Genomic DNA, 1,235 nt, shown 5'->3' with positions numbered 1-1,235 from the left:
TGGACTTCCCCTTCAAAAATGGAGGGCTTCTGTTAGACAAGACTGACAGGAGACTTAGAATTGAAGCAGCGAGAATTTACAGAAGAATTCAAACGCGAAGCCGTTCGGATTTTAACGACGAGTGGTCGAAGCATTTCATCGGTTGCCGAGGACCTTGGCATTGGCAAATCAACACTTGACCGCTGGCGTCGTAATTTTGCTGAGAACGATTTACTCTCCGGTCCGCATGAAGACATGAGCCAGGAGCTTGCTCGGCTTCGAAAAGAAAACGAGCTTCTACGACAGGAACGAGACTTATTAAAAAAAGCGACGGCCTTCTTCGCTCGGGAGACAAGTCGATGAAGTTTGCTTTCATCGATACGGAGAAGGTCCATATGTCTCTGTCGCGTTTGTGCGCCTTCGCAGGTGTCAGCATTAGTGGTTATTATGCATGGAAGCATCGCGTCCCCAGCCGCCGCCAGCTTGATGACATGGTTATCCTGGCGCATATTCGCAATCAGTTTGCACTGTCACGTGAAACCTATGGTAGCCCTCGAATGCATGTCGAACTGAACGAAGAAGGCATTCGGGCAGGTCGTCACCGCACGGCGCGACTGATGCGAGAAAATGGCTTGAAAGCCCGGCAGAAAACGCGCTTCAAACGCACGACCGATAGCAATCATGGTGAGCCTGTTGCTCCCAATCTTCTGGATCAGGACTTCACTTGTAATGGACCAGATCAGAAATGGGGTGTCGATATCAGTTATATATGGACCGCAGAAGGTTGGCTGTATCTAGCAATTGTTGTCGATCTTTACTCTCGTCGTATTATCGGCTGGGAAGCGCGGGATCGGATGAAAAAAGATCTAGCGATCTGTGCTTTGAAGAAGGCTATTGCAATCCGGCAACCAAAGCCGGGACTGATCCAACACTCGGACAGGGGAAGCCAATATGCCAGTTATGAGTATCGCAGAATTCTCGAAGCTCACAAAATGCTTCCATCGATGAGCGGAAGAGGAAATTGTTATGATAATTCGATGGTGGAAACCGTCTTCAAGACGATCAAGTCAGAACTGATATGGCGAACTGTGTTCTACACACGTCAGGATGCAATCAAAGCCATTGGCGAATACATTGACGGCTTCTATAATCCTGTGCGCAGACATTCTGCACTCGGGTATAAATCACCGATCAAGTTCGAGATGATAAACCGTAAATTAGTGACAGAACCTCTCCACTAAATAAGGGCAAGTCCA

The 1,235-nt window shown here is 48.2% G+C and carries 1 protein-coding gene; it reads left to right on the top strand.

Translation table 11 applies throughout. The annotated features are described in order from the left end of the window. Positions 1-60: 60 nt before the first annotated feature. A protein-coding gene (locus CES86_RS00880) for an IS3 family transposase (protein ID WP_374828267.1) occupies positions 61-1,220 on the top strand; the annotation gives its coding sequence in 2 pieces (ribosomal slippage) (positions 61-322 and positions 322-1,220; 1,161 coding nt in all). Positions 1,221-1,235: the final 15 nt, after the last annotated feature.

The organism is Brucella lupini, assembly GCF_002252535.1.
Taxonomy (GTDB): Bacteria; Pseudomonadota; Alphaproteobacteria; order Rhizobiales; family Rhizobiaceae; genus Brucella; species Brucella anthropi.
The sequence above is the reverse complement of the archived record's forward strand: the minus strand, read 5'-3'. Positions and strand labels throughout refer to the sequence as shown.